The following is a 24,463-nucleotide window of genomic DNA, read 5'->3' on the forward strand; positions in this document are numbered from 1 at the left end:
GATTGGCTATATTGATGTTGAGCCTCTCACCTGCCCACGCCGAAAGCAATAGTCAAATGCAATTCAGCGGTGAATTATTTGATCGCCCTTGTACCATTGATAACGACAGCCTGCAGCAAGAAGTAATATTTCCTACACGACCATATCGTGATTTTTGGGTATTACCTGCCAAGACACCTAGTGTAGCGTTCGCCATTAACCTGGTTCATTGCTATGCCAGTACGTTGGGTAAACTGGTTAAAGTCACATTTCGCGGAACAACTGAATCAGCATTACCCGGTTATGTCGCGGTGCAAGGCAATAATGCGGGGAAACTGGCTATCGGGATTATTGATACCGATGGGCAAACATTACTACCAATAGGTACTGTCACCGGCCAGGGTCTCTTAGTAAACAGTGATCAGGTCAGATTACCTTTTAAAGCTTTTGTTCAGGCCACATCTGAGGCTGTACAAAACAGGAGTGTTGCCCCGGGTGTTTATATGGCAACAGTACAATTTGAACTATCTTACCAATGAGTTGATATCATCATGAAACAGAAAAATATTTTGAAAAAAATGATTTATGCCAGTGCATTCTGCATATCATTTCAGGCAAGTGCAGTGGACCTGAAATTTAGCGGAACTCTGATTATCCCTAATTGCGTAGTCAATAACAATACTGATATTTCTATTGTTTTTCCATCGATGGAGATTCAAAGGGTCAGCACTATTGCCAGCCCAGGTATCAATGCAGTGACCCAAGCCATTACACTTAATTGCCCCTATAGCGTTGGTACACCTTACGTGCTGATTGGCGGTACAGTAATGACCGGGCAAGCTGCACCAAGTAATATTTTAGCCACCAACCAGACTGCATTGGGTATTGCGCTTTATCAAGGTACTGGGATTGATGCAAATAGGAGATTGCTATTGGGAGCAGGTAGTGGTGTTGGCTATGCAGCGACCAATGGTATGACAGGGACTGGCAGTAACCGTACATTTACCCTGACTGCAGCACCAGTAACGTCTGATTATACGAGACTGGCAGCAGGGACTTTTACTGCGTCGGCATCCATTGCGATTATTTACCAGTAAATGGATGCATCAGTATATTTATTGAAGTTGCATGTGGACAACTAGGGGGGAATCCTCTAATGAACATGTGCAACTTATTGTCTAATAAGTATAACCATTTAAATTCCTTAAAAACTAACCTGGCTGGATATTGATATATCATGGAAAAAAAGTTCTGGTTTAAATTCCCTGTCAGTTTGTTTGTGATGGGGGCATCACTGCTAACTTCAGTGCCTGGCTACGCTGTAGATGCCATGATTAATATCTCTGGTACTGTCTACATCCCTCCTTGTAATATTAATGGAGGTAACGCGATTTCTGTTAATTTTGGCGATATTGCTGTCGCGAATGTCAATGGGGTTAACGGTGCAAAATCGACCACCGTACCAATCAGTTGTAGCTACTACCGGGGCACCCCCTATGTTCAAGTTATAGCGACTCAATTGACTGGCGCCCCCAGTAACGTTTTACAAGCCAGTGCGGGTAGCAACCAGAACTTTGGTATCGCCTTATATATGGGAGCCTCGGTAAATAGTAGCTTTCCATTACCATTAAATGGAGCGGGCAATGGCTTTCCTATTAACCAAGGGATGACCAACATTAATAATGCCAACAGCAACTTTACCTTTACCAGTGTACCTTATAAAAATGGGACAACCGCATTAGCTACAGGAAATTTTAACGCAACCGCCACTATGGCGATAACCTATCAATAACTCAATTCTACGAAACGAAACTATGCCAGACCGGAATCAAGGTAATATTGGAGTAATGACGTTAACGGCTCTGGTGTTTTGACAATCATGATTAATTTATTTTAGTCAATATGATGATAAAAAATCTCCTCTAAAACCACACAGTAAAACACTCATTTTCCTAACATCGTTTACTGCCCCTGTAAAAGGCCAGAATATCGATGCATCAAATAATCACACAGTTACCAGGGTCGATTTATACCCCTCATCGTAGATGTTTTTTATAAAAACCATTATATAACATGCGGTTATTAACATGGTTTATTTACTTGGCTAGTACAACAGTCGAATCAGGTATATACTCTCTCGGTCTTAGACTACAGATTTTTTAGCTGTATTAGGGAGGTTTTTAGCGAGTTCTTAGACTATTGTACATTTTCTGCCCTGCGAAATGTGTGCTAACAATCTTGGACTTCGTAGTTTTGAGACACATGTAGCCAAACAATTTATCTGCCTATTTTTACAGCACAGTTTGGTTTGTTCAGTAAAAAGGAGGATCGTAATGTTGGTTTTTTTCGATAATGTTATCGCTTATAACAGTCAACTCGCGTTGCTGTATAACATTAGTCAACCAGAGAAAAAAGTCACGCTCTATTCTCGCACCAATAAATGTTTAGCTTTATTAATAGAACGCCATCCCGACTTAATACCACAAAATGATTTCTTTGAAAATGTATGGGAAAATGATGGCCTTGAAATTACGGCCAATACCTTCTACCAGCACATCGCTATGTTGCGTCGAGCCTTCGAGGAAGTTGGTTTTGATCGTGAAGTTATCATCACCATTCCAAGGCGTGGGGTCAGTATATCAAATGAAATTAATTTAACCTTTAATGTCTACCCTGAAGAAGAAGTCACGCCATCAGAACCATCGGCAAGCAAGCCTGCATGGGAAAAAATAATAAATATTGCCAAGGGAAATAGCAGATATCGACTAGCGACTATTACTTTCCTATCTCTATTAACCTTCTTGGTGACATTTTTTATCACCATCTGGTTACTTAACTCTAACTCGGCTAAAAATACCAGTTTATCGCAATACCACGGTATTGGAGATATCGACAAGTGTGAAATATTTACTTTCACATCACGCACAACGCTGAATGATGTGAAAAAAGACATTATAAAAAACAATGTAAACTGTAGCCAGCCACAGAAGATATATTACTCTACACTTCCATTCTTAAATCGCACATCACTTATTGCATGTGAGAAAAATCATAAAGAAAGTGATACGTGTATTTCTTACTTTATGGCTGACTTGAGGTAATCCAATGAAATTGATGCCATTAATTATTTTACTTCTACTAGGCTCAGCTGTAGGGTTAGGATTTTTATATGATTTTCACACTCAAAAAAAAATCGAGAACATGAAGTGCCACATTATATTAAATGCTAGCTATGAAAGTGACCTTGGAGATGAAAAAATTAATGCTGTCGTTAGCATCTCTTTTATCAAGCCAAAAGGAAATATGAATATAAATGCGATTGTAAATACAACAGATGATACAAAGTTCCCCATATCTCAACGCCTAGCCTTCTCCTACTCATCACCAAAGAATAACGAGTATGTTTTAAAAATCACAGACACAATGAATAAAAATGTCGAAGATGTGCTGCCCAAAAATCTATCTCCATTTATGCGAAGTATGATATATACCCATTTTATAAACCCCGATATTTTAACTTTTAGAATCACCCCTGAACATGATGGAAACCATCTTATTTCCAGTAATGTCATTCCCTTTGGCTATTGCAATAATAGCGAAGCCATACTTAACAAGTAAGGTTAAACTCGTTAGTTTATCTATTACAGCCAATTTCAATGATTTTTTAGATAGTGTAAAGCTGCTCACTGCCGACTTAAAATTCAACTACGACTAACAGCCATTGCCAACGATATCATTTTCACTGATCATCGGCATACTATATAGAGGCAGAATATCCATATCCTTCACGCGATACCCCTTGCCACGAACAGTGCGGATAAAGTCATCCGCCAAGCCGAGATCCTGCAGCTTTGCCTTTAACCCCATCATTACCTGGCTCAAACGTTTATAAGAAGAAATAAGCCCACGCTTATCCCAGACTTCATCTAAAATATCATCATATAACACAATACTCTGCTTGGAGCGTTCAAGAAGAAATGCAAACAGCTTCATTGCTGTTTCCCCGAGAAAGACCGCCTCGGCAGAATAATAATTGGCTTTACGTGATGAAAATATACGTGCCACCACCATTTGTTCAACATCAACTCTAACTTCATTGTCAATAATATAACTGTGAATATAAATACTCATAATCAAACCTAACCACAAATTTTGCTCGTGATCCCTCAAAGACCAATGCCTATATCTGTTGTATTTACAACAACAGAACATCAATACTATTTGCGCTATAAAACCACTATTTACGCTATAAAAAACCCGCCCCCCTCGATAATTCATAACCTAGTTAGATATTAATGGGGATAGCATATCAATATTTTATTAGTCTATATGGCTAACCTATTGATGTGATTATTATCACACAAGGTATTTTATATAATATATATTTAGTTCATTAATTAAGCACAAAACACTCGCTCAATGAGAAAGCAAAAAAAATAACATAAAATCAATTAGTTATGTGGCGTGAATGATCTTAAAAGACTCTTAAGTTGATTTGAAAATTTGCATTCCCCTTTATTGAGAGATTTTTACTCCTTGAGATTCCCCTTCTCCTGGGTATTTAATGGCCTTTACCATTTTCATCTGTTTAACCCTAATGACTCTTATCTCACTCATTCCATGCGGACGAGGTGTATTTCCGGTTCAATAGCTCCTTTTTGGTGTAAACATTTTTGATACCAAAAATTAACAGGACGATAACCTTAAAATTTAATTAAATTGGTGAATATAACCCACCTCCCAATTACTAAAAAGGCAGAGATAAACTCCATTTTTTTGTAAAAAAAAGGTAATTATTTTACATAAGAGAATTTCCATCACCTTTACCAGATAAAGAATCACAGGGGTCAATTGTCTTTGTGGGTTTTTTTACCCGCTTCATGTTGCGATAATAGCCCCGAATTAAGATTAATCTTACCTTTATTACCACCATCATCTATTTGATTATTCAATAAATTCGATTCAATAATCATCTAATCCATGAGGAATTACTGGAGCGTCGCTATGCATAAAAATATTTATGGTTACCTTATTGGGAGTGAAATTCGTGTCGACATTGAACAAAGAACCGTTTCACGCATATATGCACTTCAAAAGCAGAACTATTATATGTCAGAAGCCGTATTTTTAAGTGAAACCTCGATGGCGTTGTTTATTTACCTACTCGAGAATGCTAAACAAACGGTTATTCCCTATGAAAATATTTTAAGTGAAGTCTGGGATAAGCGTGGGCTTATTTCATCTTACAAACGACTAAACCAGGTGACGAAGGAGTTAAGAGATAAACTAAACCAGATTGGTTTAGCAGAAGATTTTATACTGACTATACGTAGTAGAGGATATCGATTGAAAGAAGAAAGTATCACTCAACTTTATAGTGAAACCATTGTGGCAGATAGCTAACTACCCACTGAACATACTGCAGGTAGATACAGTATCAAAGATATTATACCTTGTGTAAAAACTTATTCCACGCACCATTTATAACCCGCTTTAAAATCAATCAATATACATATTGTATATTGGAATAAAATAATTTAGCAGAAAAACATTATGCCAATATATGTAACAACACAAAATAATTATTTTTTCATGGGATTATCGAGTGCCATGATGGCTATCGGCCATTCTATAAAAAGGGAGACTCCAAGAAATCTTGTTGATAAAATCAAAAAAAACAAATATAAAAATAGTGATATTTTTATTTTAAACATGTCAAACTTCTGTATGAAAATCTCATATCTAATATCGGTAGGGGAATTTCCAGGGCAGATAATCATCATCCCAACAAAAGATAAAAATAATTTCAATCATGCCTTTATGCAACACACTATATTGGATAGAAAAGCCACAATTGAAGAGATAGACTCTGCCATAAAAAAAGTGACTGCAAGTAAAAAATTGTTTAAAAAGAATATTTTGTCTGAGCGCGAGAAATCAGTGTTTTCCTATATCATTGATGGCAAGAGTATTTCATTCATCAGTCTACGATTAAATATTTCACCAAAAACCACTTATGCTCATAAGAATAGTGTCATAAGAAAACTAGGGGGAAGGACCTTTTTCGACATATGGCCCATTGAGAAGGGATGTATTAAGCTTATATTAGACGATTCCACTATCGCCGATGTCCATTAATTTTGGCATGGATATTTATATTTAATACTTCAAATTGCAGCGGGTTAGCTGCAACTTGAAGTATTTTAAGTATACTCCTCATACTTCAAGCCGCTTCGGTGTTAGCTGCGGTTACTCGCCTCGTCCATGAGGCTCGCCCCTATCGGGGCCGCTGCAAACAGCGTTAAAATCAATTTCTGACTTATTTTTCTATCGCTGCCACCTACAAGCAACTCGAATTATTTTGGGTATAAATATGATGCTATACGATCACTTACTGGTGAAAACGCGGTTTTCCTGCTCTGCAACCCGGATAAACGTTGTACGCTTAGTTAATTCTTTCAAGCGTTCTGCCCCAACATAAGTGCAAGCAGAGCGTAAACCGCCAAGAATATCGCGTACAGTAAATTCAACTTCACCACGCAGTGGTAATTTAACCGTTTTACCTTCCGCTGCACGATATCCAGCAACACCACCGACGTGGCGCTTCATTGCAGACTCTGAACTCATACCATAAAACAGCATGAATTTTTCGCCATTTTCTTCAACGACACTGCCTTCACATTCATCATGCCCCGCCAACATACCGCCGAGCATCACAAAATCTGCACCACCGCCGAAAGCTTTAGCCACATCGCCCGGTGCTGAACAACCACCATCACTCACAATCTGCCCGCCTAACCCGTGTGCAGCATCAGCACACTCGATAACCGCAGAAAGCTGCGGGTAGCCAACACCGGTTTTCACACGTGTTGTACAGACCGAGCCAGGGCCAATACCTACTTTAACAATATCAGCACCAGACAGTACCAGCTCTTCTACCATTTCACCGGTCACTACATTACCCGCGCAAATCACATGGCTCGGGCAAGCTTCACGCGCTTTTTGCAAGAAGGCAACAAAGTGTTCGGAGTATCCATTGGCAACATCAATACAGATGAATTTCAATGCAGGTGAAAGTGCCAGTATTTGTTTCATTTTGATGAAATCCGCCTCGGAAGTCCCGGTGGAAACCATCACATGATGTAACGTGGACTCAGGCACTCGCGCCACAAACTCAGCCCATTGTTCAACACTGTAGTGTTTATGAATGGCAGTCAGCACATTAAAAGAAGCCAAAGCCTCAGCCATACGGAAAGTACCCACGGTATCCATATTGGCCGCAATAATCGGCACCCCGGACCAACTCCAACCTGAATGTTTGAAGGTAAACTGGCGAGCCAATTCAACCTCTGAGCGACTTTTCAATGTAGAGCGTTTCGGGCAGATCAACACATCTTTAAAACCCAACTTCAAATCTTCTTCAATACGCATGACAAATAATTCCTGGTTTTTGGCGACAGATCGCGGAGCAGAGGGAGTATTCGAACCTCTACCCTACAGATTTCAAACCACGGCCCCAATAAAGAGCCAGTGGTGACTAACGGGGCCTAACACAAACGCCCCCAGTAACACACCACACAACGGTCTGAAAACGCTGGGCAGATTAATGCCAGTTCCAGTGACGTTATCATACGCACTAATAATCGTTCGGCAAGACTGCGATTTCTTGTTTATTTACGCTACAATCCCACAAATTTACCTGCGATAATGTAGACCTAGTTCCTCAATGGATCGTGGTGCCACCTCCGTGCTGTACTTAGCCAGTAGGCAAGAGTATGCGCTTTGATGAACTGACCAGCGTAAAATGAGTCGGTTAAGTTATTCTTCCCTACTGGCACTTGTTTACGATCGATTTATGATTCGTTTATTATTTATTAGGAGCCTTCCTTTTTATGGCTTACGTTGTTGCGTTGACCGGTGGCATTGGCAGTGGCAAGTCAACCGTTACAGCTGCTTTTGCACACTTAGGTGTCACCATTGTTGATGCAGATGTGATTGCCCGCAAGGTTGTCGAACCGGGGAGCCCTGCATTAATAGCCATTGAGACACATTTTGGCCATGAAATAATGCAAGCAGATGGTTCACTTAACCGTTCAGCCCTGCGTCAATGGATCTTCAGCCATCCAGATGAGAAAGCCTGGCTGGAACAGTTGCTGCACCCATTGATCCAACAGGAAACACAGCGCCAATTAGCGCAAGCTGACAGCCCCTATGTGCTGTGGGTCGTACCGTTGTTGGCAGAAAATAGGCTCCAAAAATATGCTAACCGTGTTTTAGTTGTCGATGTGGACCACGAAACACAATTAGCACGCACTATGGCCCGTGACGGTATTAGCCGCCAACAGGCAATGAACATTTTGTCTGCACAAGCCACACGTGAACAGCGTCTGGCCATTGCGGATGACGTCATTGACAATAGTGGCAGTACGCTAGGGATAGAGCCTTCTGTTGCCTCCCTGCATCGCCGCTATCTTGAGCTGGCAACCTCAGCTCCCCGACAGGATTAAATTGAATGAGCGACGTTTCTCCAACCGTTCTTTTTGAACACCCGTTGAATGAAAAAATGAGAACTTGGCTGCGAATCGAGTTTTTACTGCAACAACTCGGGGCACATAGAACCCTGAGTGATACATCGATAGCACTGGCCTTTTTTCGCACCACCGCAGACTTGCTAGATGTGTTAGACCGTGGCGAAGTTCGCACCGAGTTGTTGAAGGAGTTAGAGCGCCAACAGCAGAAATTACAGCAGTGGGCAGAAATGCCCGGTGTTGATATATCAGTAATCGATGAGTTACGCGACCAACTGAAATCCCGTGCAACTTCACTAATGACAGCACCTCGTATGGGGCAGGCCTTACGTGAAGATCGCTTGATTAGCCTGGTACGTCAACGCTTGAGTATTCCTGGGGGTTGCTGCAGTTTCGACTTACCTACATTACATATCTGGATGCATATTCCACAGCATGAACGTAATGCCGACGTTAAAGCTTGGCTAGATACCCTAGAACCATTAAACCAAGCGCTTACCATCATCTTGGGTTTAGTACGCCAAACCGGATCATTTCGCAACCAAACCAGCCTGAATGGGTTCTTTCAAGACAATGCCGAAGGTGCTGATCTGCTACGTTTACGGATCAACCTGGATCATCAACTCTACCCGCAAATCTCTGGTCATAAAACACGTTATGCTATCCGTTTTCTACCACTGGACAATGAAAATGGTCTCGTGCCAGAACGGTTGAACTTTGAACTAGCTTGCTGTTAACACATTAAAATTAAGCCCTTACGGATATAAAGGGGAGAAATAAGCATTATGACAACCATAGTTAAATGCCCAACTTGTGGTAAAGCCATCGTTTGGGGAGAGATCAGCCCATATCGTCCGTTTTGCAGCAAACGCTGTCAGTTGATCGACCTTGGTGAATGGGCTGATGAAGAAAAACGCATTCCAAGCAGTAATGAACTCTCGGAGTCAGAAGATTGGAGTGAAGAAGCAAGAGATCATTGACCTGCTAACCATGCCATCGGGTGATCAGCGGGTCGGAAAATCAGGCCCAGCAAATCAAACCTGGTAAATCATAGTGCCCTGCTGGCCTGTGCCAGCAGTAACTTGATAATACTGGCGTTGGCTTCTGGGAACTCATTCTCACACAATTCACTCTGTTTTACCCACCGCCCTAACTGACCCTCACGACCAGAAGGCTCGCCTCTCCACTCTTCCACCAGATAGAAATTCAGTGTGACAATACGATCGCTAAAACGATGTTCCAGCACATCGACAAATTGTATCTGATGAACATAAATCCCCGTTTCTTCGAGTAATTCTCGATATAACGCCTGCTCAACAGTTTCACCTGCCTCGACCTTACCGCCTGGAAACTCCCAAAAACCCGCCATATGTGAATCAGCTGCACGGCGAGTAATAAAAATTTCCTGATGCGGATTACGGATAATTCCTACGGCAATATTCAGATGCTTCATCATCCCCTCCTGACTTTATTTCCAGGCATGACATACAAAAAAGTTCAGCCTAGGCTGAACCTCAGATGAATGTTAGCGATAACCTGAAGGGTTCCGCACAAGCTGAACCCTTCAGGTCTAGCTTATTACTGTATACGCCCGTGGCATTGTTTGTACTTCTTGCCAGAACCACATGGGCAAGGATCATTGCGCCCGATTTTTCGCTCAGCCACTACCGGTGCATTGGGATCCCGAACATCCAACGCGTTCTCCTCCTGGTGGCTCAGTTGTTGCTGACGTGCCAGACGTTCAGCTTCCTCACGGCGTTGCTGATCTAATGCCTCAACCTCTTCTGGCATCCTTACCTGGACCTTGCTCAGCACACTAATCACTTCATATTTTAGTGACTCAAGCATATTGCCAAACATGTTGAAAGACTCACGCTTATACTCCTGCTTCGGATCTTTTTGCGCATAACCACGCAAGTGAATACCTTGACGCAAGTAGTCCATTGCCGCCAGGTGCTCTTTCCACATGGAATCCAAAGTCTGCAGCATGACGCCTTTCTCGAAGTTGCGCATCATATCGGTACCGACAACCTCTTCTTTGCGCAAATAGGTCTCTTTTGCATTCTCAAGAATACGTTCACGCAGCGTTTCTTCATGCAGTTGCGGTTCTTTGTCCAACCACTCGGCAATGGGCATATCCAGATCGAAGTCATTTTTCAGACGCTCTTCCAAGCCCGGTACATCCCACATTTCTTCCAGTGATTGTGGTGGAATGTAGTTATCGATGGTGGTTTTAAACACATCTTCACGAATGCTGATAATCGTTTCGCTAATATCAACCACATCCAGCAATTCATTACGCTGACTGTAGATCGCACGGCGCTGGTCATTGGCGACATCATCATATTCCAGCAACTGTTTACGAATATCAAAGTTGCGACTTTCAACCTTACGTTGCGCATTGGCAATCGCTTTGGTCACCCACGGGTGTTCTATCGCTTCCCCTTCTTTCATACCCAGTTTACGCATCATGCCTGAGACACGGTCTGATGCAAAAATACGCATCAGTGCATCTTCCATGGATAGGTAGAAACGGGAAGAACCGGCATCACCTTGACGACCAGAACGACCACGTAACTGGTTGTCGATACGGCGCGATTCATGGCGTTCTGTACCGATAATATGCAAACCACCGGCTGCCAAAACAGCATCGTGACGGATCTGCCAGGCATCTTTGATGGCGGCGATCTGTTCTTCCGTTGGGTCTGTCAACGCGGCTAATTCAGCCTGCCAACTTCCCCCCAAGACAATATCGGTACCACGACCAGCCATGTTAGTTGCAATAGTTACTGCGCTAGTTTGACCTGCCTGAGCCACAATATCCGCTTCCATGGCGTGGAATTTAGCGTTCAGAACCTGATGCTCGATGCCTGCTTTGGTCAGTTCGCGGGAAACCACTTCCGATTTTTCAATGGAAATCGTCCCTACTAACACCGGTTGTCCATTGCTGGTACGTTCACGGATATCATCAATGATTGCAGCGATTTTCTCTCGTTCTGTCATATAGACCAGATCCGGCATATCTTTACGGATCATTGGCCGGTTGGTGGGCACAACGATGGTATCCAGCTTGTAAATAGACCTGAACTCAAACGCTTCAGTATCTGCGGTACCGGTCATACCAGCCAGTTTTTCGTACAAACGGAAATAATTCTGGAAAGTGATAGACGCCAAGGTCTGGTTTTCATTCTGAATTTCCACCCCTTCTTTGGCTTCTACCGCCTGGTGTAAACCATCAGACCAGCGGCGGCCCTGCATGGTACGCCCAGTGTGCTCATCGACAATAATGACTTCGCCATCCTTGACGATGTAGTCAACATCGCGCGTAAATAGCACATGAGCGCGTAATGCTGCGGTAACATGGTGCATCAGCATGATATTGGTTGGTGAATACAGTGACTCACCTTCAGCCATAATGCCTGCTTCCACCAACATCTCTTCAATCATGATCAGGCCGCGTTCGGTCAGGTGAACCTGACGCGCTTTTTCATCAACCGAAAAGTGCCCTTCCCCATGAAAAGTATCCGAGTCTTCTTTTTCCTGACGGATCAATTGCGGGATCAGCTTGTTAACCCGGATGTACATCTCTGAGCTATCTTCTGCCGGGCCAGAGATGATCAACGGTGTACGCGCTTCATCGATCAGAATCGAGTCAACTTCATCCACCAATGCGTAATGCAGTTTACGCTGTACGCGCTCTTCCGGGCTGAACGCCATGTTGTCGCGCAGGTAGTCAAAACCATATTCGTTATTGGTACCATAAGTAATATCTGCAGCATAAGCCGCACGCTTGGCGGGAGCTGGCATTCCTGGCAGGTTGATACCCACCGATAAACCCAAAAATTCGAACAGTGGACGGTTATTCTCGGCATCACGCTGGGCCAAATAGTCGTTGACCGTGACCACATGCACGCCACGGCCACTCAAGGCATTCAGATAGGCAGGCAGTGTTGCCGTCAATGTTTTACCTTCACCAGTACGCATCTCGGCGATGCAACGCTCATTCAGCACCATCCCGCCCATTAATTGCACATCAAAATGGCGCATACCAAATACACGTTTACTGGCTTCGCGCACCACGGCGAAGGCTTCCGGAATCAGGCTTTCCAGCACTTCGCCCTTTTTCAGGCGTTCACGAAACTCATCGGTTTTAGCCTGTAATTCGCTATCAGACAACTTTTCCATGTCTGGTTCGAGACGGTTGATCATTTCAACCGCTTTGCGCATACGGCGTAGGGTACGATCGTTACTGCTGCCAAAAACTTTGGTCAATAATTTGGTTAACATAATTTTTAATATCTCTTACATGGCGGCACGTCATCTGCCACTAACAAACTGTTATTTATTGGTTTTTATTGCCAGAATGGCAAAAAGTCAGCAGAGTATGCTTGGCCCGGCACGAATACCCCGTACCTGAGCAAGCCAAAGCCCAATCTGGTATTGTTCCAAATCAGCAAAGGTGGTGGGGTGTGTCTCACGAATAATCGCCGGTGGTCTGGGTTCATGCGTCAATAACGCATTAAGCGTCGAGAGCAGGGCCAGTTGAGCCACCTGTAAAGGGGGTTCAACGGCATTGACCTCGGCTTCTTGCACCCGGGCATAAACCACCTGTGGTACCAGTGCAAAAGAGAGGTGACGAATGACCGTCCGCAGTGCATGCTGGTGCCAGTAATCAACGTTGAATGTTGGGCGGCGATGTACTTCTTGCAACAATGCCAGATTATTAAACGCATTGTTGGCCGAATTTTGACGGTTAAGGCTAGACGAGGTACTGGGTAATACGGTTTGATCGTTATTGCCGAGCAGATTTTGCGGTACGCCAAGTGTGGCCGCTACCATCCCCAACAGGAGATGAGGCCAGAAATAACGTCTGCCAAATTGTCGCCAACGATTTAAGATACCGATCACGAGTTTATTATCCGCCGGAGCCCATTATGCGCGATAGCCGTCCACAATTATTAGATGCCCTGTTTGATGACGACGCTGCTGCTGAAAAAGGGCCGCTGCATAACATCCAGCAACGCGCCATTGCACTGTTAAAACTCAACCGGGCAGTGAAAGGCTTATTACCTAGCCAACTGCACCCTTGGTGCCGCGTCGCCAACTTCAGACAAGGTATTTTAGTGCTGGAAACTGCCAATGCCAGTTGGCTCATGCGCTTACGCTATGAACAACCCAGCCTGCTCTCCGCACTACGAGCGCAAATTCTACCATCATTGTCGTCGATCGACATCAGGATTAATCCAACGTTAATGGCAAAAGGCCATCATCAGATCCAAAATGTAGCAAAAACGAGTGAAAATGCACCATCAATGGCACCATTGCGTTACTTGAGCCAAGAGAGTGCGGAACATCTGCTGGGGGTGGCGGCACGAAGCCCTGAGAAATTGAAGAAGAAATTAGAACGACTGGCATCGTTGGCAGGAGAGAGAGCCAACGCCACCAGTCGTAATAAATAATCGTCGTACTGGCTTATGCCAATACGGTTGATGGTGCCTTGAATGCCAATGGCATTTCGGCCTCATCCTGGAATGTCACAAATTCCCAAGCTTCCTGTTTTGCCAGAACGGCTTGCAGCAACTTGTTGTTCAGTGCGTGCCCTGATTTATAGGCGGTAAAAGCGCCAATAATATTGTGGCCACACATAAACAGATCACCAATGGCATCCAGCATTTTGTGGCGAACGAATTCATCTTCGAAGCGCAGTCCGTCTTCGTTCAAGACTCGATAGTCGTCCACGACAATAGCGCAATCGAAACTGCCCCCTAAGGCCAAGCCACGGGATTGCAAGTATTCAATATCACGCATAAAACCAAAAGTACGCGCTCGGCTGATTTGACGCACGAACGAATCGGCAGAAAAATCAAGGCGATAACGCTGCGTACTGGCATCAATAGCTGGATGGTTGAAGTCAATAGTAAAATCGAGACGGAACCCGTTGTAAGGGGATAACTCCGCCCACTTGTCACCATCTTCAACACGCACTGTCTCTTTCAGACGCAGAAATTTCTTTGCTGAACTCAGCTCTTCAATACCGGCATCCATCAGTAAGAAAACGAACGGGCTGGCGCTACCATCCATGATTGGGATTTCAGCAGCATCAACTTCAATGATGATGTTATCAATACCCAAGCCTGCCAATGCGGCATTAAGGTGCTCAACAGTAGAAATACGTACGTCATACTCGTTAACCAGGCAAGTACAGAGCATGGTATCACGCACGGATTTTGCATCAGCCGGAAAATCAACCGGTGGATTCAGGTCAGTGCGACGATAGATGACCCCGGTATTCGCCGGTGCGGGACGCATTGTCAGCGTAACTTTCTTGCCGGTATGTAAACCGACCCCTGTCGCTTGGACAATACGTTTTAATGTCCTCTGTTTGATCATCGTGTTATCTCGCAATATTATCAATCCTGCCAGCCCTAACATAGTAAAAACTGGTAGGACAGTCTAGCACAAAGAGCGGAGATGCCAAATTATCGGTTATATTCAGTCTGCCTGCTTACGCAGGAAAGCTGGAATATCGAGATAGTCAGGCTCTTTGCTTGGCTGCGCGGTCTGATCATTCACCACTTTAGCGGCAGGTTTTACTTCCTGCTGCAAAGGTGACATACCATGCTGCTGGTAACGATGATCCATTACAGTCTGGCTGGCCTGCTTATTAGTCACCAACGTGATTTCAGGACGCTTATCCATCCCGATACCTGTCGCCACCACCGTTACACGCAATTCGTCGTTCATTTCAGGATCCAGCGACGTACCAATCACCACAGTCGCGTTGTCGGAAGCAAAAGCACGAATGGTGTTACCTACTGTCTCAAACTCATCCAAACGCAGATCGAAGCCAGCAGTAATGTTGACCAACACGCCACGCGCACCAGACAGGTCGATATCTTCCAGCAGTGGGCTGGAAATGGCCATTTCTGCTGCTTCTTCAGCACGGTCTTCACCAGAGGCTACGCCAGAACCCATCATCGCATAACCCATCTCAGACATGACAGTACGCACGTCGGCAAAGTCAACGTTCATCAATCCTGGGCGAGTAATCAACTCAGCAATGCCCTGCACCGCACCTTTCAGCACGTCATTAGCTGCACCGAACGCGTCCAACAGAGAGATACCGCGACCGAGCACCTTGAGCAGTTTGTCATTCGGGATAGTGATCAGCGAGTCAACATGCTTGGACAGTTCAGCAATACCCTGTTCCGCGAATGCCATGCGCTTCTTGCCTTCAAAATTGAAAGGCTTGGTCACCACCGCCACAGTCAGAATCCCTAAATCTTTTGCTACTTCAGCCACCACTGGCGCAGCACCGGTACCGGTACCGCCGCCCATTCCGGCTGCAATGAAGACCATGTCTGCACCTTCGAGTGCTGCTCGCAAGGCTTCACGATCTTCTTCTGCTGAATTGCGACCGACTTCCGGGTTCGCACCGGCCCCCAAACCTTTGGTAATACCGTTACCAATCTGAATGGTTTGACCCACCGCCGTTTTACGTAGCGCCTGAGCGTCTGTATTAACAGCGAAGAATTCCACACCTTCAATGCGCTCTCGCACCATGTGTTCAACGGCGTTGCCACCGCCACCGCCGACGCCGATGACTTTAATCACCGCGTCATTGGTTAGTTCCATCGGTTCAAACATAATTTCTCTCCGTTTTTGCCTGTCGCTGCGAGATCATAAAACGACATCCAGATGATCTCTTTGTTAAAACATTAAAATTCTTTTCTCAGCCAGCTATTGATACGTTTAAACCAATTGCCCACTGAAGCGCGTTTTTCTACTTCGCCTTCACCACTTAGGTGAGACTCTTTTCCATAATGCAACAGCCCCACCGCAGTGGAATAGTATGGCTCTTGCGCATAATCCGTTAGCCCTGTGATGTTCAAAGGCTGGCCGATACGTACCTGAGTATGGAATACCCGTTGCGCACAGGCTGCCAGTCCATCTATCTGAGCGGCACCACCGGTCAACACAATACCTGCTGCCAGATGATGCTTCACCCCTTGGCTCCTGAGTTGTTCCTGCAATTGCAAAATTTCATCGTTAACCAGATTTAACAGCTCGGTATAACGAGGCTCAATCACTTCCGCCAGTGTCTGTCTTTGTAGACTACGAGGAGGACGCCCGCCAACGCTGGGTACCTCTACACTTTCATCCTTGCTGACAATAGAACCAAGGGCACAGCCATGCCGAACTTTAATCGCTTCAGCGTCTGCAGGCGGCGTACCAAAAGCATAAGCGATATCGCTGGTAACCACATTCCCGGCGTAAGGAATAACTTTAGTATGACGCAACGCGCCACCAGTATAAACCGCCATGTCCATTGTACCACCGCCGATATCCACCACACAGACACCGAGTTCACGTTCATCTTCAGTCAGTACGGCATAACTGGCAGCCAGACCGGCGAAAATAAGTTGGTCAACTTTCAGACCACAACGTTCAACCGCTTTGACAATATTTTTCGCCATATCATTATGGCAAGTGATCAAATGCACTTTAGCCTGCATACGCACACCGGATAACCCGACCGGATTCTTGATACCTTCCTGATAATCAATGGCGTATTCCTGCGGGATCACGTGCAGAATGCGATGCTCATCGCGCACACGGACTGACTTGGCCGTATGCACCACATTTTCCACATCTTCCTGCGTCACTTCCTCTTCAGAAATAGGCACCATGCCAATCTCATTCTGACAACTGATATGTTTACCCGATAACGCCAGATAGACTGAAGAAATCTGGCAGTCAGCCATCAGTTCAGCTTGATCAATCGCCCGCTGTACACACTTGACTACTGACTCAAGATCATTAACCCCGCCTTTATCCATACCACGAGAGGGGCAACTGCCTACGCCAATAATATTGATCATGCCATCGGGCAGAACTTCCCCTACCAATGCGGAGACCTTTGCCGTACCGATCTCCAGTCCAACTACCAGTTTTCTGTCCGTCGACTTGATCATTGTTGTTTTGCCTGTGCTTGATTCTGTTGCTGATTACTGTTTTGGCAGATCACTTGCTGCCTGCGGCTCGATAAACGCCGGTGCCCAACCGACCGAAGCACCGGAGTCATAACGTAGATCGACAGAACTGATACGTTGGTTTTCTGCCTGTGCCTGCTGCAATAACACCGGATAAAGCCCAATAAATCGCTGTAAACGCCCGATACGGTCATCACGCCCCAGTTCGAGCCTAACATCGTTTTCTAAAGCCAACTGCCAAGAATGGCGCGCTGTCATGGCAACCATTTTAAGCGGGTACTTACTGGCCGCTAACACGCTGTTCATTTCGCGATACCCCTCGAGAACATCTTGTTCGCTGCCTTCCGGGCCATAGAGCAGCGGTAATTTCTGCTTGCCTAACCGTTCTAACGGTACGCTGAATGATTTGCCATCTGCATCGACCATATGTAAATCATTCCAATGTGCAACCGGGACATACTCCACCAGATTGATTTTCAGCTCATCCGGCCACTGTTTACGCACACTGGCCTGCTTAATCCAGGGTATCCGTTCAATCTGTTGCTGAATGACATTCACATCCTGTGTCATAAACGTTCCTGGTTCACCCAACGCCAAGATCGCCTGACGAATATCATCGTTAGTGGTGTAATGACGTTCCCCTGTCACCACCAACTTAGAGAGCGGCAGACGGCTGGCATCCTTCATCCAGCCAAGCACTATCCAGCCACTACCTAAAATGGTTCCCAGTACCATCAGCAGGAAAATGATTCCTGCCAACTGGGTTCCATTGCTGCGGCGCGGGCCATTGTCTGCTTCACGACCACGCACATTCAGCGCTGCCTGCGACATTTTAGTCTGCCAACGCCAAAATCCCCGCAACCAGTTGCGAGAATGTTAAGCCAGACTGACGAGCCGCCATTGGCACCAGACTGTGGCTGGTCATGCCCGGGGAGGTATTCACCTCCAACAGGTAGAAGCTGCCATCGCTATCCTGCATAACGTCAACACGGCCCCAGCCGCGACAACCCAACCCACGATAAGCGCGTAATGCCAACTGTGCCAAATCGGCTTCCTGCTGCGCATTCAGACCACTTGGGCAAAAATATTGCGTATCATCAGCTATGTATTTCGCCTGATAATCATAAAATATGCCTGCAGGTTGGATGCGGATAGAAGGCAATACCTGGTCACCCAGGATCGCAACAGTATATTCCGGGCCACTCAGCCACTTCTCCACCAGAATATCATCATCATGGACAAAAGCCGCTTCCAATGCACTGTCAAGCGCGTTGGGTTCAGAGACTTTGCTCATCCCCACGCTGGAACCTTCACGGCTTGGCTTGACGATCAAGGGTAAGCCGAGTAATTCAATGGCGGCCAACAAACTCTGCCGTTCTGCGCCCTGGTATTGCTGACGATTCAATACCACATAAGGTGCCACCGGCAGCCCCATGGATTGCCACACCATTTTAGTGCGCCATTTATCCATGGTCAGTGCCGAAGCCATGACACCACTACCGGTATAAGGCAGTTGTAGAAACTCCAGCACCCCCTGCAGCGTGCCATCTTCACCACCACGACCATGTAGTGCAATAAATACCTTGGTGAAACCCTCTGCTTTCAGTTGAGTAACGGGGAAATCACGGGGGTCCACGGCATAAGCGTCAACCCCAGCTTCTTTCAACCCTGCCAGCACGGCAGCGCCTGATTGCAGTGAAACTTCACGCTCTGCGGAGGTACCACCCAACAGTACAGCAACTTTATCAGTCATGATGTTCCTCCTCTTTATTCTGTGGTACCAGCTTCAGCTCGGCCAATTTGCGCGCAATTTTACCGACATTACCGGCTCCTTGCACCAACACTAGGTCATCATCTTGTAACAATTGTGCCAACGTCGCCGGTAGAGTGTCCACATCAGACACCAGGATCGGATCGAGTTTGCCGCGATTGCGAATAGTACGGCACAAACTGCGGCTATCAGCACCAGGGATCGCCGCTTCACCCGCAGGGTAAACATCCAGCATCAGCAAAACATCAACTTGTGACAACACATTGGCAAAATCATCATACAGATCACGAGTACGCGTATAACGATGCGGTTGGAACACCATCACCAAACGCTTACTTGGCCAACCGGCACGGGCAGCCTTGATAGTGGCATCCACTTCTGTCGGGTGGTGTCCGTAATCATCCACCAGCATCGCGCTGCCTGACGACTTATTGACCGCTGCCAGTGGGAATTCCCCCAAGAAATCAAAGCGGCGCCCTGTTCCCTGAAAACCCGCCAACGCACGCAGTATGGCGTCATCACTAATGCCTTCCTCTGTAGCCACGGCCACGGCGGCGGCGGCATTCAGCGCATTATGGCGGCCAGGGGCATTCAGGGTCACCGTCATTAGCGGTTTATCCTGGCGAATCAGCGTAAAATAGCCCTGCGGCCCAACCTGACGGTAGTTATCTACCCGCACATCAGCATCTTCGCTAAAACCATAAGTGGTGATATGACGCCCTACCCGAGGCAGTAACTCACGCACTACCGGGTCATCAATACACATCACTGCACGGCCATAAAACGGCAAATTATGCAGGAAGTTAATAAATGTCTGTTTCAGATTCTCGAAATTGCCCTGGTAAGTATCCATATGGTCAGCTTCGATATTGGTGACAATCGCCACCATCGGTTGCAGATGCAAGAATGACGCATCGCTCTCATCGGCTTCCGCTATCAAATAACGGCTGGATCCCAAACGTGCATGGGTACCTGCTGACTTCACCAACCCACCGTTGACAAAAGTCGGGTCAAGACCAGCTTCCGCATAAATACTGCTCACCATCGCCGTGGTGGTCGTTTTTCCGTGGGTACCGGCAATGGCAATACCATGACGATAACGCATCAACTCCGCCAGCATTTCAGCACGCTGGATCACCGGAATACGCGCCTCACGGGCGGCGACAATTTCCGGGTTATCAGCGGGAATAGCGGTGGAAACCACAACCACACTGGCATCCAACACATTTTCTGGCCGGTGATGGAAATAAATGGTCGCCCCAAGTTCACTCAATTGTTGAGTTACCGGATTAGGTGCCAAGTCGGAACCACTAATCTGGTAACCTTCATTAGCCAACACTTCGGCGATCCCCCCCATGCCAGCACCACCGATGCCAACAAAGTGAATGTGCCGAACGCGTCGCATCTCAGGCACGAAAGTACGTAGTTTCGCCAACTGTTGTGTATTCATCACTCTCTCTATTCGGGTTCTATCTGCGAACTCTATTGATACTCATTGCTGTTCAAGTTGCAGATGTTCTGACTGCAACTTGCCTAAACCCGGGTCTAACCTACTTCTCAACTAGCCCAGTAAAATATGCCATACATTTTGAATAACTTATTAAGCCCCTGCCAAGCGGGCAATTTCCGCCGCCACACGCTCGGTAGCATCCGGGATGGCGACCGCACGGGCCTTTTCCGCCATTGCCAATAACCTTGGGCGGTCCCAACTTGCCAGCAGTTCAGCCACCGCATCGGCAGTAAACTGCGGCTGTTCAATAATCTTCGCCGCACCCGCCTGCTCCAGCGGGCGAGCATTCCAGTATTGCTGGCGGTCTTTATGTTGGAATGGCACAAAAATGGCGGGTAAACCAGCCGCGGCCACTTCACTTACCGTCAATGCGCCAGAACGACATAACACGACGTCGGCCCAGGCATAAGCAGCAGCCATATCATCGATAAACTCGGTCACTTTATGCCCGGTTTGCCCTACCCGTTGGTAATCCTCTAATACCATTGGTAAAGCCCCCTTACCGACCTGGTGCCAGAGCGTTATTCTATCACCCAACAGTGCCGCGACTTCAGGAACGGTCTGGTTCAATATCCGAGCCCCTTGGCTGCCACCAATGACTAGCACTCGCGTCGGCCCATCCCGCCCACTCAAACGCTCTTCAGGAAGAGGCAACGCCAAAACATCAGTCCGCACCGGGTTACCAACCACTTCCGCATTGGGAAACGCACCGGGAAATGCCTGTAACACTTTCTTGGCTATCTTTGCCAGCCAGCGGTTGGTCAGGCCCGCGATACCATTTTGTTCATGCAACACCACCGGGATACCACACAACCAAGCCGCCAGACCACCAGGGCCGGAAACGTATCCCCCCATTCCCAGCACCACATCCGGTTGATAGCTGCGCATAATCGCCTTGGCCTCACCTACCGCACGCCAAATGCGTATTGGCGCCATTAATTGCGCCTTCAGCCCTTTACCGCGCAAGCCAGAGATATGGATAAAATCAATTTCGATCCCATGCTTAGGCACCAGATCTGCTTCCATTCGGTCTGCGGTACCCAACCAACGGACCTGCCAGCCCTGCGCCATCAGATGATGTGCAACTGCCAGCCCAGGGAAGACATGCCCCCCGGTACCACCTGCCATCACCATTAAACGCTTAGCTTTGCCACTCATCCGCTACCTCTTCACAAACGCCTGAGCTTTAGTCAGACGTGTTTCATAATCAATGCGTAACAACAGCACCAGTGCCGTCGACATAATCAACAGGCTTGAGCCACCATAACTGATCAGAGGTAACGTCAACCCCTTGGTGGGTAACATGCCCGCCGCTGCCCCAACGTTAACCAGTACTTGGAAACTGAACCAAACCCCGATAGCACATGCCAGAAAGCCAGAAAACCGCTGGTCAATCTGCAATGCTCTACGGCCAATCGACATGGCACGAAAGGCGACGAAGAATACCATTAACAGGACAAGAACCACACCGATATAGCCTAGTTCCTCACCTAAAATAGAGAAGATAAAGTCGGTATGGGCTTCTGGCAGATATTCCAGTTTCTGCACCGAGTTCCCCAGACCTTGACCCCAAAGCTCACCGCGGCCAAATGCCATCAATGATTGAGTTAACTGGTAACCACTACCAAACGGGTCAGCCCATGGATTCCAGAATGAGGTCACGCGACGCATACGGTAAGGTTCAGCAATGATCAGCAACCCTACAGCAAACACGCCGGAACCGATGATCGCCAGGAACTGCCACATTTTAGCACCAGCCAAAAACAGCATCGCCAGCGTGGTGATAAACAGCACCACTACCGTACCCAGATCCGGCTGTGCCAATAGCAATACCGCCAGAACCACCATCACACTCATCGGCTTACAGAAACCCCAGAAGTTAGTACGCACTTCTTCAACTTTGCGCACCAGATAACTTGATAGGTAACAAAACAGCGACAATTTGGATAATTCCGCCGGTTGAATGCGCAATGGACCGAGTGAAATCCAACGCGATGCGCCATTGACTGAACTACCCACCACCAACACAATGACCAACATCACCATTGAAACCAGCAGCATAACGTTGCTGTAACGCTGCCACACTTCCATGGGAATACGTAGCGTCACGATGGATAATGCAATGGCCAAACCAAGATAGAGCGCATCACGCTTGGCAAACAAAAAAGGATCATCAGCCAAGCGCTGGCCAATAGGCATCGAAGCCGACGTCACCATCACAAAACCAACAACCGACAGACCCAAGGTCAGCCACAACAGGGAACGGTCATACAGCACCATGTTGGCTGAATCGTGCTCACGCGAGCCCATTACCCAGTCTTTCAGTTTGTTAGTCAGGCCAAACGTCGGTATACGCAGCCTCATCCGCCAAGCTCCCGCGCCAGGCGAGCAAACTCGTTGCCACGCACTTCAAAATTACGGAACTGATCCAGGCTGGCACAGGCCGGTGATAACAACACCATATCGCCAGGTTTCACCTGACGGGCAATGACCTGCATGGACTGCTCCATGGTTTCAGTCAATAACGCTACGTCTGGCCGCAGCATTGTCAGCTGTGCGCCATCGCGCCCAAAACAGTACAGCCGCAGATTGTCACCCTGCAGATAACGCGCCAATAACGAGAAATCCGCCGACTTGCCATCCCCGCCCAGCAACAGGTGGAGCGTGCCGTCTACCTGCAAGCCATTCAGTGCCGCTTCAGTGCTGCCCACATTGGTCGCTTTTGAATCATTAATCCAGCGAACACCATGATGCTCCCACACCAGTTGGAAACGGTGTTGCAGGCCAGTAAAGGTCGTCAACGCATTCAAACTGGAGGTTCGTGGCAACTTGACGGCATCTGCCAAAGCCAGAGCAGCAAGCGCGTTGGTGTAGTTATGACGCCCCGCCAGTTTCATCTCACGGGTATTGAGAACTTTCTCGCCATTAACGCGCAGCCAGGTTTCACCCTGATAATGATTTAAATGATAATCACCCACATCAACCCCGAAACTGACACAGCGTTGGTCAGGCCCCTGAGCAGGCATAGTCAAGACATCATCCGCGTTTACGACACAAACCGCAGCATTTTCATAGACGCGTAATTTAGCATCATGATACTGCTGTAAACCATGTGGATAGCGATCCATATGGTCTTCGGTCACGTTGAGGATAGTGGCAGCAGCAGCATGTAAGCTCTTGGTGGTTTCCAGCTGGAAGCTCGACAGTTCCAACACATAAAGTTGGCAATCCTGGCGTAACAAATTAAGGGCTGGCAAGCCGATGTTACCCCCGACCCCCACGACCCAACCCGCAGCCTGCGCCATTTCGCCCACTAGGGTCGTCACGGTACTTTTGCCATTGGAGCCGGTGATCGCCACGATCGGTGCCTTGGCCTCACGGCAAAACAACTCCACATCACCGACAATTTCCACCCCGGCATCAACGGCAGCCTGCAAAGCGGGTGTTGTCAATGCGACACCTGGGCTAGCGACAATCAAATCCGCCGCCAGTAGCCATTGCAGATTTAAAGAGCCAAGATGCCGCTCGACGCTTGACGGGAGTTTATCCACCCCGGGTGGCGAAATACGGGTATCCATCACCTGCGGTATCACGCCGCGAGTCATAAAAAAATCAACACAGGAGAGGCCAGTTAAGCCTAACCCGATAATAACGACTTTTTTACCCTGATAATCCACCATAA

Annotated in this window: 25 protein-coding genes; 11 read left to right on the forward strand and 14 right to left on the reverse strand. The window is 46.8% G+C overall.

The window, feature by feature from the left end; genetic code table 11:
- Positions 1 to 14: 14 nt before the first annotated feature.
- The 5 genes from ACX9GV_RS14680 (at position 15) to ACX9GV_RS14700 (ending at position 3,597) form a co-directional block, all read left to right on the forward strand.
- Positions 15 to 518: a fimbrial protein gene (locus ACX9GV_RS14680; RefSeq protein WP_473196012.1), complete on the forward strand. Its 504-nt coding sequence runs from the start codon at positions 15 to 17 to the stop codon at positions 516 to 518.
- Between the two features lie 12 nt (positions 519 to 530).
- Positions 531 to 1,076 (forward strand): fimbrial protein, encoded by a 546-nt coding sequence (locus ACX9GV_RS14685; protein WP_473196013.1) that lies wholly within the window; start codon positions 531 to 533, stop codon positions 1,074 to 1,076.
- A 140-nt stretch (positions 1,077 to 1,216) separates the two neighbouring features.
- Positions 1,217 to 1,771: a fimbrial protein gene (locus ACX9GV_RS14690; protein WP_473196014.1), complete on the forward strand. Its 555-nt coding sequence runs from the start codon at positions 1,217 to 1,219 to the stop codon at positions 1,769 to 1,771.
- Between the two features lie 541 nt (positions 1,772 to 2,312).
- A complete protein-coding gene (locus tag ACX9GV_RS14695; RefSeq protein WP_473196015.1) occupies positions 2,313 to 3,080 on the forward strand; it encodes a winged helix-turn-helix domain-containing protein in 768 nt (255 codons plus the stop codon).
- A gap of 4 nt (positions 3,081 to 3,084) precedes the next feature.
- Complete coding sequence (locus ACX9GV_RS14700; RefSeq protein ID WP_473196016.1) at positions 3,085 to 3,597, forward strand: hypothetical protein; 513 nt, start codon at positions 3,085 to 3,087, stop codon at positions 3,595 to 3,597.
- Between the two features lie 93 nt (positions 3,598 to 3,690).
- On the opposite strand, the gene ACX9GV_RS14705 is transcribed toward ACX9GV_RS14700, so the two are convergent.
- Positions 3,691 to 4,110 (reverse strand): winged helix-turn-helix domain-containing protein, encoded by a 420-nt coding sequence (locus ACX9GV_RS14705; protein WP_473196017.1) that lies wholly within the window; start codon positions 4,108 to 4,110, stop codon positions 3,691 to 3,693.
- Positions 4,111 to 4,983: 873 nt separating this feature from the next.
- Here ACX9GV_RS14705 and ACX9GV_RS14710 point away from each other — a divergent pair.
- Both ACX9GV_RS14710 and ACX9GV_RS14715 read left to right on the forward strand, forming a co-directional pair.
- Positions 4,984 to 5,382, forward strand: coding sequence for a winged helix-turn-helix domain-containing protein (locus ACX9GV_RS14710; protein WP_037385900.1), 399 nt, complete (start codon positions 4,984 to 4,986; stop codon positions 5,380 to 5,382).
- A 150-nt stretch (positions 5,383 to 5,532) separates the two neighbouring features.
- Positions 5,533 to 6,117: a helix-turn-helix transcriptional regulator gene (locus ACX9GV_RS14715; RefSeq protein ID WP_037383854.1), complete on the forward strand. Its 585-nt coding sequence runs from the start codon at positions 5,533 to 5,535 to the stop codon at positions 6,115 to 6,117.
- 249 nt (positions 6,118 to 6,366) lie between these two features.
- Here the strand turns inward: ACX9GV_RS14715 and ACX9GV_RS14720 are convergent, their stop codons facing one another.
- Entirely contained in the window at positions 6,367 to 7,410 is a 1,044-nt protein-coding gene (locus ACX9GV_RS14720) for a GMP reductase (RefSeq protein WP_473196018.1), read from the reverse strand.
- Positions 7,411 to 7,871: 461 nt separating this feature from the next.
- Here ACX9GV_RS14720 and coaE point away from each other — a divergent pair, with 461 nt between their 5' ends.
- The 3 genes from coaE to yacG are packed head-to-tail and all read left to right on the forward strand — an operon-like array spanning position 7,872 to position 9,487.
- Positions 7,872 to 8,486, forward strand: a complete 615-nt coding sequence (gene coaE, locus ACX9GV_RS14725) for a dephospho-CoA kinase (protein WP_023492028.1) — start codon at positions 7,872 to 7,874, stop codon at positions 8,484 to 8,486.
- A 5-nt stretch (positions 8,487 to 8,491) separates the two neighbouring features.
- Positions 8,492 to 9,244, forward strand: coding sequence for a cell division protein ZapD (zapD, locus tag ACX9GV_RS14730; protein ID WP_037383851.1), 753 nt, complete (start codon positions 8,492 to 8,494; stop codon positions 9,242 to 9,244).
- Between the two features lie 48 nt (positions 9,245 to 9,292).
- Entirely contained in the window at positions 9,293 to 9,487 is a 195-nt protein-coding gene (gene yacG, locus ACX9GV_RS14735; RefSeq protein ID WP_473196019.1) for a DNA gyrase inhibitor YacG, read from the forward strand.
- Between the two features lie 68 nt (positions 9,488 to 9,555).
- On the opposite strand, the gene mutT is transcribed toward yacG, so the two are convergent.
- From mutT to secM, 3 genes are all read right to left on the reverse strand, one after another.
- Positions 9,556 to 9,960, reverse strand: a complete 405-nt coding sequence (mutT, locus tag ACX9GV_RS14740) for an 8-oxo-dGTP diphosphatase MutT (protein WP_023492287.1) — start codon at positions 9,958 to 9,960, stop codon at positions 9,556 to 9,558.
- Between the two features lie 125 nt (positions 9,961 to 10,085).
- The gene (gene secA / locus ACX9GV_RS14745) at positions 10,086 to 12,794 is read right to left on the reverse strand and encodes a preprotein translocase subunit SecA (protein WP_473196020.1); all 2,709 of its coding nucleotides are present in this window, start codon (positions 12,792 to 12,794) and stop codon (positions 10,086 to 10,088) included.
- 87 nt (positions 12,795 to 12,881) lie between these two features.
- Positions 12,882 to 13,415, reverse strand: a complete 534-nt coding sequence (gene secM, locus ACX9GV_RS14750) for a secA translation cis-regulator SecM (RefSeq protein WP_023492285.1) — start codon at positions 13,413 to 13,415, stop codon at positions 12,882 to 12,884.
- A 26-nt stretch (positions 13,416 to 13,441) separates the two neighbouring features.
- Between secM and ACX9GV_RS14755 the strand changes: the two genes are divergently transcribed.
- Positions 13,442 to 13,966, forward strand: a complete 525-nt coding sequence (locus ACX9GV_RS14755; protein WP_023492284.1) for a DUF721 domain-containing protein — start codon at positions 13,442 to 13,444, stop codon at positions 13,964 to 13,966.
- 13 nt (positions 13,967 to 13,979) lie between these two features.
- Here the strand turns inward: ACX9GV_RS14755 and lpxC are convergent, their stop codons facing one another.
- From lpxC to murD, 9 genes are all read right to left on the reverse strand, one after another.
- Positions 13,980 to 14,897 carry a UDP-3-O-acyl-N-acetylglucosamine deacetylase gene (lpxC, locus tag ACX9GV_RS14760; RefSeq protein WP_023492282.1) on the reverse strand — a complete coding sequence of 306 codons (918 nt, stop codon included), beginning with the start codon at positions 14,895 to 14,897 and terminating at the stop codon, positions 13,980 to 13,982.
- Between the two features lie 102 nt (positions 14,898 to 14,999).
- Positions 15,000 to 16,154 (reverse strand): cell division protein FtsZ, encoded by a 1,155-nt coding sequence (gene ftsZ / locus ACX9GV_RS14765; protein WP_023492281.1) that lies wholly within the window; start codon positions 16,152 to 16,154, stop codon positions 15,000 to 15,002.
- Positions 16,155 to 16,225: 71 nt separating this feature from the next.
- Positions 16,226 to 17,482, reverse strand: coding sequence for a cell division protein FtsA (ftsA, locus tag ACX9GV_RS14770; RefSeq protein WP_037383849.1), 1,257 nt, complete (start codon positions 17,480 to 17,482; stop codon positions 16,226 to 16,228).
- A 33-nt stretch (positions 17,483 to 17,515) separates the two neighbouring features.
- Entirely contained in the window at positions 17,516 to 18,331 is an 816-nt protein-coding gene (ftsQ, locus tag ACX9GV_RS14775) for a cell division protein FtsQ (RefSeq protein ID WP_023488943.1), read from the reverse strand.
- 1 nt (position 18,332) lies between these two features.
- On the reverse strand, positions 18,333 to 19,253 hold the full coding sequence (locus ACX9GV_RS14780) for a D-alanine--D-alanine ligase (protein WP_023488944.1): 921 nt from the start codon (positions 19,251 to 19,253) through the stop codon (positions 18,333 to 18,335).
- Entirely contained in the window at positions 19,246 to 20,721 is a 1,476-nt protein-coding gene (murC, locus tag ACX9GV_RS14785) for a UDP-N-acetylmuramate--L-alanine ligase (RefSeq protein ID WP_023488945.1), read from the reverse strand. The genes ACX9GV_RS14780 and murC overlap by 8 nt, the downstream gene beginning before the upstream one ends.
- A gap of 150 nt (positions 20,722 to 20,871) precedes the next feature.
- A complete protein-coding gene (gene murG / locus ACX9GV_RS14790; RefSeq protein WP_473196021.1) occupies positions 20,872 to 21,939 on the reverse strand; it encodes an undecaprenyldiphospho-muramoylpentapeptide beta-N-acetylglucosaminyltransferase in 1,068 nt (355 codons plus the stop codon).
- A gap of 3 nt (positions 21,940 to 21,942) precedes the next feature.
- The gene (gene ftsW, locus ACX9GV_RS14795) at positions 21,943 to 23,139 is read right to left on the reverse strand and encodes a cell division protein FtsW (protein WP_152554889.1); all 1,197 of its coding nucleotides are present in this window, start codon (positions 23,137 to 23,139) and stop codon (positions 21,943 to 21,945) included.
- A 2-nt stretch (positions 23,140 to 23,141) separates the two neighbouring features.
- Positions 23,142 to 24,461: a UDP-N-acetylmuramoyl-L-alanine--D-glutamate ligase gene (gene murD / locus ACX9GV_RS14800; RefSeq protein WP_473196022.1), complete on the reverse strand. Its 1,320-nt coding sequence runs from the start codon at positions 24,459 to 24,461 to the stop codon at positions 23,142 to 23,144.
- Positions 24,462 to 24,463 lie beyond the last annotated feature (2 nt).

The sequence above is a fragment of the Serratia sp. 25CWL12 genome (assembly GCF_055790885.1).